Source organism: Providencia sp. JUb39 (assembly GCF_012272845.1).
Classification (GTDB): domain Bacteria; phylum Pseudomonadota; class Gammaproteobacteria; order Enterobacterales; family Enterobacteriaceae; genus Providencia; species Providencia lanzhouensis.
In genome coordinates this window covers 1882340-1897592 of the sequence record NZ_JAAWXD020000001.1, presented here as the reverse complement: position 1 = coordinate 1897592, position 15253 = coordinate 1882340, and the positions used below count along the sequence as shown (strand labels likewise).

The following is a 15253-nucleotide window of genomic DNA, read 5'->3' as shown; positions in this document are numbered from 1 at the left end:
AATCCATTACACCCTAAAAACAGAAATTTAACATTTGGCACGATGCTTGCTTTATCTCTTTTGCCTTTTCAAAAAGACAGGGGGATTTATGAAGTACATCATCGCAATTATTAAACCGTTCAAATTAGAAGATGTTCGTGAAGCACTCACTGAATTAGGAATACAAGGGATGACCATCTGTGAAGTCAAAGGTTATGGCAGACAGAAAGGTCACGCGGAACTTTACCGTGGTGCGGAATATGAAGTGAGTTTTCTACCCAAAACCAAAATGGAAATTGCTATCAGCGATGACCTACTGGAACCCGCTCTCGATGCAATTATTCGTACCGCAGATACGGGGAAAGTGGGGGATGGAAAGCTGTTTGTTTTTGAACTTCTACAGGCCGTTCGCATTCGTACCAGCGAATCCGGCGATGACGCACTCTAAGGGAGATAAATAATGAGACGATTATGGTTACCTGCCGCACTCTTCGCCTTAAGTTATTTCGCACTTCCCGCCTATGCGTCGGAAGTGAATGCCGTTGATAAAGCGGATAATGCTTTTATGTTAATCTGTACGGCGTTGGTATTTTTTATGACCATCCCCGGCATTGCACTGTTTTATGGCGGATTATTACGCAGCAAAAACGTGTTATCGCTGATCACTCAAGTAATGCTGATTTTTAGTGTGGTGATTATTCTTTGGTTTGTATTCGGTTATAGCCTCGCTTTCACTGCAGGAAATAAAATCTTTGGGGATGGCTCTTTAACGTTTCTAAGCGCGATGTCCATCGACGATTTATCGGGTTCCATTAATCGATATATCCATGTTGCCTTCCAAGGCTCATTTGCGGTTATTACCCTCGCATTAATTGTCGGAGCACTGGGAGAACGCGTGCGTTTCTCTGCACTTCTTATTTTTACCGTGATTTGGTTTACGTTCTCTTATGTACCTATCGCGCATATGGTGTGGGCTGAAGGTGGATGGCTGGCGGATGATGGCGCTCTCGATTTTGCAGGCGGAACCGTGGTGCATATTAATGCCGCTGTCGCTGCATTGGTTGGAGCCTATTTGCTGGGTAAACGTAGTGACTATAGCCAAGTGGCACTAAAGCCCCATAACTTACCGATGGTCTTTATGGGTACCGCTGTACTGTATATTGGATGGTTTGGCTTTAACGCAGGCTCCGCAGGCAGTGCCAATAATATTGCCGCACTGGCGTTTATTAACACGGTGATTGCCACGGCTGGCGCTATCCTTTCATGGACATTTACTGAGTGGTTATTGAGAGGAAAACCCTCCATGCTTGGAAGCTGCTCCGGTTGTATCTCTGGATTAGTCGCTATCACACCTGCGGCCGGTACTGTTGGTCCTATTGGTGCACTTGTTATTGGTGTTGTCGGGGGAATTATTGGGCTTTGGGGCGTTGTCGTCTTAAAACGTTGGTTAAAAGCCGATGATGTGTGCGATGTTTTTGGTATCCATGGCACCTGCGGTATTGTTGGTTGCATACTCACAGGCGTATTTACCTCGACACTGTTTGGGGGACTTGGTTATCGTGACAACGTCACGTTATCCCATCAAGTCTTTGTTCAGATTGAAAGTATTGTGGTTACCATTATATGGTCGGGTGTTGTCGCATTTATCGCCTTTAAACTGGCAGATAAGCTAGTTGGTCTGCGGGTTTCCCCAGAGGAAGAGTGCGATGGGTTGGATCTTACCACTCATGGCGAGCGCGCTTATCATCCGTAATTGTCTACTCCCCCTCGATTGAGGGGGGAGTTTGTTCGATGTAAAGCTAATACATATGCGAATTAAGAACTACGCAATACTGCGCTTCATAAAGTCACGCGGGCGGAAGCCTAATAGATACAGCGCCACAAAGTAGCTCCCTGCTCCAATAATCACTACCCCCATCAAACGTAACATGCGCATCAGCATATTGCCGTCTTGCCACGGCGGCATAAAGTGTAGTACGCCAAATAGCACCACGACCATCACCGCCAAGGCAACAAATAATTTAACTAAGAAACCACGCCAGCCTGCTAGCGGTTGGAAAATATCTTGCTTGCGTAACTGCCAATACAAAACACCGGCGTTAAAACACGCCGCCAGCCCAATAGACAGAGCTAGACCTGCATGTTGCAGAGGCCCAATAAAGGCTAAGTTCATTAACTGAGTCAGAATCAAAGTGACTATCGCAATTCTTACCGGAGTACGAATATTTTGGCGTGAATAGAAACCTGGCGCCAAGATTTTCACTAAGATCATCCCCGTTAAGCCCACACAATACGCCATTAATGCATACTGGGTCATCAAGGAGTCATGAGCGGTAAATTTGTCATATTGGAAAAGTGAAACCGTTAACGCTTCAGACAGTATCGCTAGCCCTACCGCACATGGCAGTGCCAGTAACAAACATAAACGTAATCCCCAATCCATTAAATGGCGATATTCTTGGTGGTTTCCACTAGTAAAACTTTTAGAGAGTGATGGTAGCAGGATAGTACCCAGCGCGACGCCAAGTACCCCTGAAGGTAACTCCATTAAGCGGTCGGCATAATACATCCATGATACCGAACCTGATTGCAGGAATGAGGCGAAGATCGTGTTGATAATTAATGAAATTTGCGCGACAGAAACCCCGATAATCGCCGGTCCCATCATCTTCATGACTCGCCAAACGCCACTATCGTGGAACGATAAACGTGGCAATACCAACATACCGATTTTCTTTAAATGCGGTAATTGGTAACCCAATTGCAGCACACCACCCACAAGAACAGCCCAAGCCAGAGACATAATCGGCGGGTCAAAATACGGCGCAGCGAACGCCGCAAAGAAAATCATGCTGACGTTTAATAGCGTCGGTGCAAACGCGGGTACCGAAAAGCGGTTCCACGTATTAAGGATCGCACCCGCTAAAGATGCCAATGAGATCAAGAAAATATAAGGGAACGTCACACGCAATAAATCTGTCGTTAGCGCAAATTTATCGGCATTCGTGGTAAAACCCGGCGCCGTCACATAAATGACCCACGGCGCAGCAAACATGCCGACAACCGTCACAATCGCTAATGCTAACGTGAGCATCCCCGAAATATAGGCCACAAACGTTCGCGTGGCTTCTTCGCCTTGCTGGTTTTTATATTCGGCAAGAATGGGAACAAACGCTTGAGAAAATGCCCCTTCCGCGAAAATTCGACGTAATAAGTTAGGGAGTTTAAAGGCGACAAAGAAGGCATCAGAAGCCGCCCCCGCACCAAATACACGGGCAATAATGGCGTCACGAATGAAGCCTAAAACCCGTGACATCATCGTCATCGAGCTGACTGCCGCTAAAGATTTTAATAAATTCATGATTGCTAGACTAAAAGAAGACAATCGCAGCAGTTTAACAGCGGATGGCAAGACTGACTACGATTGTAGAGTAAATGTTTAGGCTTTAGTCGACTTCCATTCATTGTCGGTTAATGCCGTTAAGACGTGGTCGCGCCATTCTCCATTAATTTCGAGATACTGCTTTGCATAACCTTCACGTTCAAAACCAAGACGAGTGAGCAAACTGCCGCTACGCATATTATGAGGCATATAGTTTGCCATGATGCGATGCATGCCCTGGTGTTTTTGCATGTAACGAATGATTTGGGTTAAAGCTTCGTACATCAGCCCCTGCCCCTGCCATTTTTCACCCAGCGAGTAGCCCAGATAACAGGCGTGGAAGGAGCCGCGTAAAATATTGCTAAAATTCGCGACGCCAATCACTTCGTTTTCATCTTTATCCAGTAAAAGGAAATGAAACGCGCTGCCTTGGCGATGCATTTCGCTCATGGCATGTAGGCGATTGTTCCAGCCTGAAGGGTTAAAATGGGAATTGTCACGGGTGGGTTCCCATGGGGTTAGGAACTCTTTGTTTAAGCTGTAATAGTCTGCAAGTCGGTAATTATCTCGTTCGTAGGCTAAACGGATAATCATTCTGTCAGTCATTAGACGCACTTTGGGTTCATTTGAACGATAACCAAACATCGTTAGCCCTTAATTAGTAGTGTTACCAGTCTTACTTTCGATGTTTGAATTATAACTTAAATTTATCACTTAACTAATTCAATTCTCTCTATAATTAAGTCATTTTTTGAGCAGTTGGTTTTGTTTTATTTCATGCATACGTAAAAACACATGATTGATGTTTACAGATAAACCCTAGGCATTCCTATTTCATGCTTTACTCGTCCAATTAGATTAACACAAAATCAATATAAATCAATTCACTATGGAGATTCAAAGAATTCTATATTACCTTAGGCTAATATAAACCTAAGGTAATAATCACGATGTTAACTAAAATTTTGCTTCCAAACCAAGCCTAAACGTTCTTCCAGGGATAGGCATATAAATCACAGTTCCTGGGTCAAATGCATAGCGGTTAGTTAGGTTATCAATATTAAAATTCACATGAATATTTTTCGAAACATGGTATTGGCCTAACAAATCAAATGTCGTGGTTGAGTACAGCTTAGTTACTGGGGCAGCAGCGGTTCCCGCTAGCCACTCATGAGGGTAGTCTTTGCCTGAGTTATAACGAACTCGCAAACCTGTTTGTAGTTTTTGATCAAACATTTTCACCCCAACAATTCCGGTCACAACCTTTTTCGGTGGGATCCGTGAAGGTGATAACCCCCAAGCAAACCCAACAGAATTACATGCGGTTGGGAGACGACCTAACTCCATTTCATCTCTTGAACATAACTCAGAATTGTTATAAAAAGTCGCATCGAATGAACCAAATGCGTAATTAGAATCGTATTTCAGTTCAATTTCATAACCTGAGAGTTTAAAGCTGTCATAGTTTTTCATCACCACATATGGAGAATAAACTCCTGTTGGGTTTACACCTTGAGAAAGATACCCTTTAATATCATTATTAAAATAAGCCACACGTAATTCAGTATTATCTTCATCAAATATAAGATTTTCTTTTTCTACATTCATCCCAACTTCAAATGATTTAGCATGCTCTGGTTTTAATGGAACATCTGGAGAATACGAATAAGTTTGTCCTGATACAGTGCTCTCGAATAAACTCGGTTCTCTATAGCTATCAGAATATTTTGTATAAATATCAAATTCGTCAGTTACATGAAAACGCAGTTCACCCATTAAATCATTTTTCGGGCCGTAGCTAATACTTTTACCTAAAACATGGTCATCAACATCGAAAGCGTGAATACGCCACCCGACTAAAGTACTCACCCATTCCCCTTGATATGCCATATTGGTAAAGACGGATTTATTCGTTCCTTTAGCATTGCGCGTTACAGGGTCTAATTCTTCACCAGGTATTGTGCCTTCTGGTGTCCAAATCGGTTGGTAGGTTTTAGTCAATGGCTTTGATTTTTGTTGCATATATTCCACACCGTAAGTGATATCGATAGGATAATCTGCAAACTCAGACGTATTTTCTAAATTAAAGCCCACTCGCTCATCAGTGTAACGGTGCTGATATTGATTACCATAGTGAGCGGTAACATCATCCGTTGTGCCATTACGTTGTTTAAATTTCCCTTTTGTCCACCATAGACCTAAATTCATATCTACCCATAATGAATCGGGTTTATAAGAATAATTTAAAGAGGCAGTATCAATATCTGCGGTACCTAAAGACCACTGTGGCATTTTTCCATCGTATTGATACCAATACGCCGCTAAAACCTCACCCGCTTTTTGTTCATGATGGCGGTAATTTAATTCAATACTTGAGTATGGGTTAAGATAAATATTGGTTTTTAATAATGTTGACTGGCTTTCATAACTAGTATTAACCACTTCTTGTCCTGGTTTAATAGGAGCATCTGTATTTTCGTATTTATGATAACCATTTTTACCGGCGAAGAAGTTCCCTTGTTTTCTATCACTATGTGCCAGTAATATATCAAATTGATCATTTCGATATGCAACCCCAGTCGTGATAGAGCCATTATTAAAATGTGAATTTTTAACGCCATTTGAAACACGATACCCAGATTCTCCTTTTTCATCTGAAGCGATAGTTGGGCGTCGGTTATTATTGTAAATATTCCCCTTAAATAAGAAACCAAATTGGTCACCTTGAGGAATAATGCTGTTTGCTGATAATGTTTTTAATTTAACCGTACCTCCGATGGCTCCTCCTGAGAATTTACTCATAGAAGCCCCTTTTTCGATTTCAATTGTATCGATTAAATCCATATCCACATAAGTTCTATCTGTACTTCCTTGATAACCACGCCATGTGTTGGTTGATTGCAAACTGCCATCAATAATAATTGGCACTCGTCCATTTCCTTGCAATCCTCTAATACCAATATCTAATGCACCCGCTTCATTTCGTGCATTATTCACTTGCAATGAAGTTTTATTAGCAAATATATCTGAATTGGTTGTTCCTCTTACGGTAGAAATATCATTGGCGTCTATTTGCTTGCTATTTGGCTTTATTTTGCTGGCTGTGACGAGAAGTTTATCTTTTTGAGTCGAAGTATTGGTTTGATTTGCTAAGGCTGTGTTTGTAGAACATATAATAATTAAACTAATTATGTTTTTATTTTGAAATATCATTTAAGTAATGCCTTCATTAATTAATGATGATTAAATAGACGTGACGAAATAGCGTATAAAAAATATGAGGATATATTTTTTATACTTTTCAATTTATGCATTTAAAGTAAATTTAAGTGCAATGCCATAGATGTAACTCGTTCGAAAAACCTTATTTATTGAATGGTTACGTATTCATTTCCCTTACAAATATTAACAAGCCTTGAAATATACATTAGTGATAATAATTATCAAGATCATAATGAGTATCATTATCATGCAGTGATCATCTAGCGAGCGTAGCCAACACCCCTATAATGGGAAATATCCCCACCTTAAATCCTAAATAGTTCACATTAGAGGTAGGCGGCAAGTGAATGAGTCCCTTGGAGCATACACAAGTATGTGACGAGGGCGAACGAACGTAGCCAACACCCCTATAATGGGAAATATGACGGATTTATCGATAAAAAAATATCATGGTGCATATACCATCATTCCCGCCAAACTCCTGATACTATTAATAAGAATCATTCCTTCCGTTACTATTTTTTTATGGTGTTTCATGGCGCAGGTATCACGGGCAAGAAGCCTCGGCAAATATTTCCTTTTACTCGATAATATGCTGGTTGTTCTTGGCTTTTTCGTGGTTTTCCCTTTAATTTCAATTCGCTTTGTTGAGCAGCTTGGCTGGGCAGCTGTGGTGGTTGGGTTTGCCCTTGGGCTTCGCCAGTTTGTGCAGCAAGGATTTGGGATTTTTGGGGGAGCTATTGCCGACCGATTTGGTGCAAAACCGTTAATTATTATCGGGATGCTGTTGCGTGCCGCAGGCTTTGTGTTGATGGCTTTGGCATATGACCCTTGGGTGTTATGGCTTTCTTGTATATTATCTGCCCTTGGCGGCACCTTGTTTGACCCCCCTCGTACCGCTTTAGTGATTAAATTGACCCGCCCTTATGAGCGTGGCCGTTTTTATTCATTATTGTTTATGCAGGACAGCGCTGGCGCGGTGATTGGGGCATTAATTGGTAGCTGGCTTTTACAGTATGACTTCCACTATGTTTGCTGGGCTGGCGCGGCAGTGTTTGTGATTGCGGCTCTACTTAATGCTTGGCTACTTCCTGCTTATCGCATTTCCACCATCAAAGCCCCTATTCGTGATGGGATGCGTCGAGTCTTGAAAGACACCCGCTTTGTGACTTATGTGATCACGCTTTCTGGCTACTTTATGCTGTCAGTACAAGTAATGCTGATGTTTCCTATCGCCGTTAACGAATTGGCTGGCACACCAACGGCGGTGAAATGGATGTATGCTATTGAAGCGGCAATTTCCCTGACACTGCTTTATCCGATTGCCCGTTGGAGCGAAAAACATTTCCGCTTAGAGCAACGTTTGATGGCAGGGTTATTTTTAATGAGCCTGAGCATGTTCCCTATCGGTATGACCACATCGGTCAATATTCTGTTTGTGTTGATTGGTATTTTCTATTTGGGGACTATCACCGCCGACCCTGCTCGTGAGACCCTGAGCGCATCCCTTGCCGACCCTCGCGCTCGTGGTAGTTATATGGGCTTTAGTCGACTCGGTCTTGCGCTAGGCGGTGCCGTTGGCTATACCGGTGGCGGTTGGATGTACGATATTGGGCACCAATGGAATATCCCTCAGCTTCCTTGGTTCTTGCTCGGCACTATTGGTTTTATCACTTTGTGGGCGCTTCATCGCCAATTTAACCGTAAAAAAATTGAAACAGTCATGTTGAGCGGGCAGTAATACGTTACACTTGGGTTATTACTGTATAAAGGAGTGATTATGAAAAACATTTTCTTGGCATCTATCTTTGGATTGCTATTTATTCTCACGGGTTGTGACAAATTAACCGAATTTACTATCAGTGAATCACAAATTAACAGTTACCTTGCGACCAAGGTTAAGTACGAAAATAATATTGGCATTACTGGATTTGCAGATGCGGATATCACCTTACATAACTTGCAATCAGAAATTGGTCGTAGCGAATCAGGCATTATTGCATTAAAAGGCGAAGCCACTGTCACAATGAATTCACTACTTGGTGCTGCGGCAGCCGATATTGCACTGACCTTAACCGCGCGCCCTATTTTTGATGCGCAAACAGGCTCTATCTATTTGAAAGAGCTGAAAATTACCCAATATAAAATCACACCGGAAAATATGGAGACCGCCATTTCCGTGGTGATCCCGTATTTAAATAGCTCCCTTGAGACCTTCTTTGCGACTCAGCCAGTTTATGTGCTCAACCCTGATAACAGCGCCGCAGAAGCGACCGCGAAAAAACTGGCCAAAGGTTTGGAAATCAAACCGGGTAAATTAGTTATTCCAATGGTTGATTAATTGACCATAAATATTTTTGATTGATAAATTGATAATCGAAAAATGAAAAAAAGCAACCTTTCTAGTAGGTTGCTTTTTTATTGGAATACCATTTATCTTTAATACTAAAAAGTCACTCGTAATAACTCGTTTTGTATTCAAAATCGAATTTTTCTACCCGTCCATCACTGTATGTCACCACACTGGTACATACTGTTGGGTTTTTATGATCATCATAATGGGTGCATTTTTGAGTGGTTTCGACAAACGGTTGCTGATTTTTCGTCGTATGAAACAGAATTTTAGTGACTAAGCCATTAGTGAAAAAGTATTCGTTTTTTATATTAATGACTTCGTTTTCATTGAAATACGTCGTTTCTATCGGTAACGAATTTTCACCATAAACAAATGTCGCTATCTCTTTCTTGCCTTGAGTGATCTTATTAACAAGACCATCACGGTAATAATATTTCCAACCTTGCAGTTCTCCGGTTTGTAAATTACACATCTTATCGATGCCATAACCTTTGAATTTTTGTTTATCGACTAAGTAATAAAGTTGCTTAAATTTTCTGACAATCACAAACGCTGTTTCACTGTCTCTATTGTAATAACTTAAATTATTGAGACAGCCATGGAGATTAAAAGACACAGTCACCCTTTTGTTGAGCCCTTTTTCATCGTTCATGATTTGTGTTAATTCTTTTACTTTTCCGTAAAGCGGGTCAAATTGAAATTCCGTGCTGTAATTAACCATTCGTTTATTATAGCTAGGCAGATCATTATCCACTTGTGCCAGTGCTAACGGTGAAATAAAGAGCAACATTAAGCCGTGAAGTTTTGTCGAGGTCATCGTGTCTATCCCTTTAACCTATGATGAGAGAAGACAGTTCAGCGCCTATCTTCTCTCAATCATCAGCCTTTAAGTGACGCTGTCACTTATTCATCATCACTCTCTGAGTCAGATTCTAACTCATCACGCAGTGCAATTACGGCATCGCGGGTAATTTGCGCTAATGTACGGTAAAACGGCGTTGTCGCATGAGCCTCAACCTTCCCCAGAAATGCGCCATACCAGCTCAAGATATAGCTGTCGAATAGCTCTTCCTGCGCGGCGGTTTCGTCTTCAGCAGCTTGGTCTTCTAGCCATGATGCGGCTAACAGTAGCGCACCAAATGCATCTGTAGGGGCATCAGTTAAGGTCATTCCACGAGTCACAAGAAATTCGCGAATTTCCGCTTCAGTGATTTCTTCATCATAGCGGTGAGCAAAAGGTGGAACCGTTGGCTCACTACCAAACATTGATTGATAATCCGCCGTGATAGCCTTGTGATCCACTGCCTTCGCCATTCTTGCCCACAGCTCATCTTGCTCCAAGGGCCATGAGGCTTTGAGCTTATCTTGAGCAATCATATCGATAAGAGGCTTCACAAGCGCATCGTCTGGAGAGCGTTGAAATAAGGTACCTAAAATACGGCAGACGATTGAGAATTCATTCATGGGTTTCTTCCTGTTGGCGATTTTCCTGCAATCACTTTTTCGTGATCATGATGCGATGCAGTATACCTGAAAAAACAGAAAACCCACGCTTTGAGCAATACCATATATGACATAGTCCTATATGGCGCTGATAGTGCTAATGATGATTTCTTAAAGAAACAGATAACAGATAACAGATAACAGATAACAGATAACAGATAACCAAAGCATCCTCAAAATAATTCGCGCTGTGCATAAATATAGCGAACATTTCCCTAACGAGTTTTTGTTGTCACTAGGCGGCAAGAAAGCACATCCCTAGGAGCATACACAAGTATGTGACTAGGGTGTGCTGACGCAGCCAACAACGTGACGGCGAAAACTAGGACGGGAAATTAGTATCCGCGGGCAGTATTAACTATCCCCTCTGGCTGCTCGCCCTTTTCAATCCGCTGAATATTACTCACAATCATATCCATCGCCTCATTAGGCAACGTAAACGCCGCAACGTGTGGCGTAATGGCGATACGTGGATGAGTCCAGAATGGGTGCATGTGTGGCAGTGGCTCTGTAGCAAAAACATCGAGTGACGCCCCTGCAACTTGTCCTTTTTCTAATGCTTCCAGCAAGTCTTGCTCAATTAAGTGCGCACCTCGGGCGAGGTTAATAATATAGGCGTTTTGCTCAAGCTGGCTGAATAATTGATGATTTAAAATACCCACCGTTTCTGGGGTGCTTGGTAGCAGGTTCACAATCACGCGGGTGCCTGATAAGAAATCCGCTAATTGGTCTTGCCCATAGTAACTTTTCACATTTGGGATTTGCTTTTCTGAGCGACTCCACGTTCTGACTTTAAGACCAAAACTGGCTAAGCGTTTTGCCACGGCTTGACCTAACGCCCCTGCACCCATCACGCCCACCACAAACTGGTCATGGGTGTAGGCTGGCAGTTGTTTCCATTGACGTTGGGATTGCAACTGACGGTACTCATCCATACGACGGAAGTAATACAAGACTTTTGCAGCGGCATATTCTTCCATTTGAATGGCCATACCCGTGTCTTCTAAGCGCATCAGTGGAACGCCTGCCGGTAATGTTCCCGGGTTATCTTGCTCTTGCTTTAGAATCGCATCCACCCCCGCGCCTAATGCGAAAATTCCTTTTAAGTCTTGGCGACCCGCAAGGCACTCATAAGGAGGAAGCCATACCATGGCATAATCTGCCTGTTGGGTATCTCCCGGCTTCCATTGGCGAATATTGGCTTGAGGCAATCGAGCACGCATGCCATCAATCCACTGATTGGCATCAAAAAATGGATGGTAAAATAAAATATTCATGGCAACTCCTTATAGGTTTCCACCAGAGTGTGCGTAATGGTGTTTATTTTCAAGTCAATACCCCATATTTATATCCATAAGATGAGGATTTTGTTAAGGAGTTAACGGATTCTGGATTAATTGCTTGAAGTTTAAATAAACAATTTATTATCAATTTCTAATCAATAATAATTTATTAAGATTAGAGAGTAACCAAATTGGTTTTTATTTAGCTAAACGATAGAAAAAAGTGGATTTTTATTTAATTGGGAGTTGACGGAAGGCGCTCTTTTCCCTATAGTAGCGCCCCGTTGAAGGACAAGTTATTTATAACAAATTCTGCAACCACAATTTAGAAAAACGGTGAGGTGTCCGAGAGGCTGAAGGAGCACGCCTGGAAAGTGTGTATACGGCAACGTATCGAGGGTTCGAATCCCTCCCTCACCGCCATTTCTAATCTAAGTTATTCTTCCTTTAGTAATTTCTCGTTTATCTTCCCAGAACCATCGATTCTATCAATCCCAACGCCTTTCGCATGATATTCACGACTGATTTCTTCCCATAATTCTGCGTTTTCTACACCTGCGGCTCTTGGATCAAACACCGGATCAACGCCTAATTTGGTTTGTCTTTCAAAGTCACGTAATGCTCTTAAAGCGGGTTTCGATAAAAACACAATCGCAATCAAGTTTAAGTAGCTCATGCTGCCGAAACCGATATCACCCAGCCCCCACATAATACTGACCGACTGCACGCTGCCCATAAAGACAATCACCAAGAAGACGAATTTCAAAATCAGCTTGAGCACAGGATATTTCAGCTTACGATCAAGGTAAACAATGGTGGTTTCTGCAATATAGTAGTAAGCCATAAGCGTTGTGAAGGCGAACAAGAATACCGCGATAGAGACAAACCCTGCACCCGCCGATGTAAATACCGTAGAAACTGCCATTTGAGTCCATGCAGTTCCTGCTGCCACACCTGGCACATACTCCACAAGGGCAGTCGCTGAACCATCAGGGAAAACGTTGTACATATTGGTGACTAAAATCATCAGTCCCGATGCTGTACACACAACCACGGTGTCGATATAGATAGAGAACGCTTGAATAAGCCCTTGTTTTACTGGATGGCTCACTTCTGCCGCTGCGGAACTGAATGTCGCTTCACCAGCTCCTGCCACGTTTGAGAACACAGCACGACGCACGCCCCAAGACACCGCAGTTCCCACGATCCCACCAAATACCGCATCCATTCCCATCGCACTGCGGAAAATTAAGCTGAACATACCCGGAACGCTATCCCAATGGCTGCCCAGAATAATCACCATCATCACGATATAAGCTAATGCCATGATAGGAACAATTTTATCAGCTGCGCTCGCAATACGTTTCACGCCACCAAAAATTAACCACGCCATTAATACCGTCACTAATGCACCTGTTGCCATTGGTGGAATATTAAATGCCGTTTGGAATGAATCCGCGATGGTATTGGCTTGAATACCCGGTACCAACACACCGTAAGATAAACAGATCACTGCCGCAACAAAGATAGCAAAAGGCTTTAATTTCAATCCTTTTTCAATATAGTACGGCGAACCACCACGATATTGATCATCTGAGCGCTGCTTATAAATCTGCGCCAGTGTAGACTCAATAAAGGCGCTCGCACCTCCAAGTAAGCCCATGACCACCATCCAGAAAATTGCGCCGGGACCACCTGCCGCAATCGCTGTTGCTACCCCTGCAATGTTACCGACCCCAACACGCCCCGATAATGCTAAACAGAAGGCTTGGAATGAGGAAATCCCATCTTTTGATGCTTTATTTTCTTTTAATAAACAGACCATTTTGACGATGTAACGAAACTGAACACCGCGTGTTGCTAATGTGAAATAGAGACCGACACCCAGAGATAAGAATACGAGAGCATTACCCCAGATGTAACCAACGATGGTATTAACGATGGCTTCCATATGTACTCCTCGACTATTGTAATTGTATTTGTGTATTTGCAAGGGTCGAAACCTGAACCCCGCAAGGTTCAGGTCAATGTCATTTTACTGATTGATAAACCAGATAACTTTCGTTTGGGTGTATTGCTCAAAGGCTTCTAAGCCGTTGTCTTTTCCACCAAAACCTGACTGACGGAAACCACCAAATGGCGTGGTGATATTACCTTCGCTAAATCCGTTGACGGACACCGTCCCCGCATTGATACGACGTGCAATATTCATCACTCGATGGACATTTTGGCTATAAAACGATGCAGCCAATCCGTAGTGAGTGTCATTGGCTAAATTGACCGCCTCGTCATCGGTTTTAAACGATGTGACAGCTAAAATGGGACCAAAAACTTCATGTCGAAAGAGAGACATTTCTGGCGTAACGGCATCAAAGATAGTCGGTTCGATATACCATCCTGAGCCGAGATCACTGCGTATTTTTCCTCCTGTTACCAATTTGCCACCTTCTTTAACGGTGGTATCCAAAAACGATTTTACTTTCTCAAAATGCGCCTGCTCAATCATTGGGCCAATAGAAACCCCTGCCTCGCGAGGGTCTCCCACTTGCCATGTTGATGCCGCAGTGGTTAACTTTTCGAGTAAGGTTTTTTTGACATTTTCATGCACAATTAAGCGAGAGCCACAGCTACAGTTTTCGCTCATATTCCAGAACGCGGCCGCCATAATATGCGGAATAGCCGCATCTAAGTCCGCATCCTCAAACACCACTTGCGGGCTTTTCCCGCCACATTCCAAGACAATCTCTTTTAGGTTACTTTCCGCGGAGTATTTCAGGAATAAACGCCCCACTTCGGTTGAACCGGTAAACGACACCACATCCACATCAGGATGGCGTCCTAAGGCTTCCCCGACTTTCTCACCTAGTCCACACACTAAACTTAACGCGCCTTTAGGGACGCCCGCTTCATAAGCCAGTTCCACCATGCGGTAGGCACTCAAGGAAGTTAATTCTGCGGGTTTAACAATCACCGAGTTCCCGACCGCCAACGCCGGTGCCACTTTCCATGCAAACATTTGAGCAGGGAAGTTCCAAGGTAGAACTGTGCCCACAACCCCAATCGGCTCATGAATAATCAGCCCCATTTCTTGGCGACCCGTTGGCGCAATTTTTCCGAACAGTTTATCGATGGCTTCCGCATACCAATAGAAGGTTTCCACCGTTGCGGGTAAGTCCGTGTTCAAACATTCCGTGATGGGTTTCCCCGCATCCACGCAGTCTAAGGCCGCCAGCTCTTCACTGTGCTTTTCAATTAACTGCGCCCAGCGCAGCATCACTTGCTTACGTTCTTGAGGAGATAACCCGCTCCAGCTACCGTCTTCAAAGGTTTCTCGAGCAATATTCACGGCTGCATGAACATCTTGCGCGCTGCCATCCGCAATATAACCAATCGCGCTATTATCGATAGGCGTATAATTTTTGAGTTTGGCGCTACCACTTTGGTAGCCCGCAATTAAATTCCCCGCCCACAGTTGGCTCTGTTTTGCTCGCTCAAATATCTGCTCTTTGGTGATCAACATATGCAACC

Annotated in this window: 12 protein-coding genes and 1 tRNA gene; 5 read left to right on the top strand and 8 right to left on the bottom strand. The window is 43.1% G+C overall.

The annotated features are described in order from the left end of the window. Nucleotides 1–88 precede the first annotated feature (88 nt). Together HFU86_RS08710 and amtB are read left to right on the top strand one after the other, a co-directional pair. Complete coding sequence (locus HFU86_RS08710; protein WP_036954549.1) at nt 89–427, top strand: P-II family nitrogen regulator; 339 nt, start codon at nt 89–91, stop codon at nt 425–427. 12 nt (nt 428–439) lie between these two features. Next, entirely contained in the window at nt 440–1732 is a 1293-nt protein-coding gene (amtB, locus tag HFU86_RS08705) for an ammonium transporter AmtB (protein ID WP_132495858.1), read from the top strand. Nucleotides 1733–1801: 69 nt separating this feature from the next. Here the strand turns inward: amtB and murJ are convergent, their stop codons facing one another. From murJ to HFU86_RS08690, 3 genes are all read right to left on the bottom strand, one after another. Next, nucleotides 1802–3340: a murein biosynthesis integral membrane protein MurJ gene (gene murJ, locus HFU86_RS08700; RefSeq protein ID WP_132495857.1), complete on the bottom strand. Its 1539-nt coding sequence runs from the start codon at nt 3338–3340 to the stop codon at nt 1802–1804. Between the two features lie 78 nt (nt 3341–3418). Beyond that, nucleotides 3419–4006: a ribosomal protein S5-alanine N-acetyltransferase gene (rimJ, locus tag HFU86_RS08695; protein ID WP_132495856.1), complete on the bottom strand. Its 588-nt coding sequence runs from the start codon at nt 4004–4006 to the stop codon at nt 3419–3421. A gap of 312 nt (nt 4007–4318) precedes the next feature. Further along, on the bottom strand, nt 4319–6574 hold the full coding sequence (locus HFU86_RS08690) for a TonB-dependent receptor domain-containing protein (protein WP_187129051.1): 2256 nt from the start codon (nt 6572–6574) through the stop codon (nt 4319–4321). 544 nt (nt 6575–7118) lie between these two features. On the opposite strand from HFU86_RS08690, the gene mdtH reads away from it, so the two are divergent. Both mdtH and HFU86_RS08680 read left to right on the top strand, forming a co-directional pair. Then, nucleotides 7119–8324: a multidrug efflux MFS transporter MdtH gene (gene mdtH, locus HFU86_RS08685; RefSeq protein ID WP_036954565.1), complete on the top strand. Its 1206-nt coding sequence runs from the start codon at nt 7119–7121 to the stop codon at nt 8322–8324. A 39-nt stretch (nt 8325–8363) separates the two neighbouring features. Further along, nucleotides 8364–8924 carry a lipoprotein gene (locus tag HFU86_RS08680; RefSeq protein WP_187129050.1) on the top strand — a complete coding sequence of 187 codons (561 nt, stop codon included), beginning with the start codon at nt 8364–8366 and terminating at the stop codon, nt 8922–8924. A gap of 112 nt (nt 8925–9036) precedes the next feature. Here the strand turns inward: HFU86_RS08680 and HFU86_RS08675 are convergent, their stop codons facing one another. The 3 genes from HFU86_RS08675 to ghrA form a co-directional block, all read right to left on the bottom strand. Then, nucleotides 9037–9756 (bottom strand): YnfC family lipoprotein, encoded by a 720-nt coding sequence (locus HFU86_RS08675; RefSeq protein ID WP_187129049.1) that lies wholly within the window; start codon nt 9754–9756, stop codon nt 9037–9039. Nucleotides 9757–9842: 86 nt separating this feature from the next. Next, nucleotides 9843–10403 carry a TorD/DmsD family molecular chaperone gene (locus HFU86_RS08670; protein WP_132495852.1) on the bottom strand — a complete coding sequence of 187 codons (561 nt, stop codon included), beginning with the start codon at nt 10401–10403 and terminating at the stop codon, nt 9843–9845. Between the two features lie 374 nt (nt 10404–10777). Beyond that, entirely contained in the window at nt 10778–11719 is a 942-nt protein-coding gene (gene ghrA, locus HFU86_RS08665; protein ID WP_187129048.1) for a glyoxylate/hydroxypyruvate reductase GhrA, read from the bottom strand. Between the two features lie 341 nt (nt 11720–12060). On the opposite strand from ghrA, the gene HFU86_RS08660 reads away from it, so the two are divergent. Beyond that, nucleotides 12061–12148: transfer RNA gene (locus tag HFU86_RS08660), tRNA-Ser, on the top strand. Between the two features lie 13 nt (nt 12149–12161). Here the strand turns inward: HFU86_RS08660 and HFU86_RS08655 are convergent. Then, entirely contained in the window at nt 12162–13676 is a 1515-nt protein-coding gene (locus HFU86_RS08655; protein WP_132495850.1) for an alanine/glycine:cation symporter family protein, read from the bottom strand. Nucleotides 13677–13760: 84 nt separating this feature from the next. Further along, nucleotides 13761–15245 (bottom strand): aldehyde dehydrogenase, encoded by a 1485-nt coding sequence (locus HFU86_RS08650; RefSeq protein WP_187129047.1) that lies wholly within the window; start codon nt 15243–15245, stop codon nt 13761–13763. Nucleotides 15246–15253 lie beyond the last annotated feature (8 nt).